This is a genomic window from Carboxylicivirga caseinilyticus, from assembly GCF_050589785.1.
Classification (GTDB): Bacteria; Bacteroidota; Bacteroidia; order Bacteroidales; family Marinilabiliaceae; genus Carboxylicivirga; species Carboxylicivirga caseinilyticus.
The window spans coordinates 1-900 of sequence record NZ_JBNGOX010000111.1 but is presented as its reverse complement, the minus strand read 5'-3'; the positions used below and the strand labels follow the sequence as shown (position 1 = coordinate 900).

The following is a 900-nucleotide window of genomic DNA, read 5'->3' as shown; positions in this document are numbered from 1 at the left end:
GTCGTGGCGCGTTAGTCGTGGTGTCGTGTCACCCGATAGGGGGACTAAGACGGTAGACTAAGGTGTCAGGACGAGCAAAACGAGCCATGCTTTATTCCAGCGTGTTGGCGAGCCGTACTTTTTCTATTTTATTAGGGTCACTATAACTACACCATCAATAGTCATGTAGTAGCTCTCAAAAGGCTGATTCTTCATAAATTTCTTATGTCCGTCATTTATTTCATCAATTATATTCAATTCATTGATAAAATACTGTAAAAATCTTGCTTCTTTAACTTTTTCTTGAACTGTTGGAGTCCAATATGATTTTACAGAATAGTAATTTGGGCAATTAAATTCAGTCAGGTAAGTAGATCCGTCAAGTCCTTTTTCCCATCCTTGAATCTTGGAGTCACTTGGAAATTCAAAGATTTTAAAATCTGAAAATAATTCTAAAATCTTATTTATTGTATTTGAGTCTAGTGACATTGAACTAGAATATAATCTTTCTGATTTTTGGCTATCTCCATTGTACTCTCGAAGAAAGAAAAAGACGTCCCCTTTATAGCTTTTGCTATTTTTTTCTATTTGAACAACTTTATTACCATCCCAAAATCTAAACACTGAATCATTTTGAAACGAAGTAATTTCTTTTATTCCGAGTTCTTTTACAAAGTCAACATGATTTTTGTACCAGAATGATGTGTCACTGTCAATCGATAACTTTTTTACTTGTCCATTAACAAGAAAAGAGATAAAAATTAATATTGAGACTGTCAGTCCTTTCATTTTTAAAATATGTTAATACTCGTATGCTCGCCAACGGTTGCTGGATGAAGTCGTGGCGCGTTAGTCGTGGTGTCGTGTCACCCGATAGGGGGACTAAGACGGTAGACTAAGGTGTCAGGACGAGCAAAACGA

1 protein-coding gene is annotated in these 900 nt (G+C 35.9%); it reads right to left on the bottom strand.

The features are described 5' to 3' along the window. Positions 1–123 precede the first annotated feature (123 nt). The gene (locus ACRD62_RS22455; RefSeq protein WP_430822322.1) at positions 124–768 is read right to left on the bottom strand and encodes a hypothetical protein; all 645 of its coding nucleotides are present in this window, start codon (positions 766–768) and stop codon (positions 124–126) included. Positions 769–900: the final 132 nt, after the last annotated feature.

Coding starts and splice junctions, on each gene's coding strand:
- ACRD62_RS22455 (WP_430822322.1), bottom strand. CDS start 768: ATGAAAGGACTGACAGTCTCAATATTAATTTTTATCTCTTTTCTTGTT.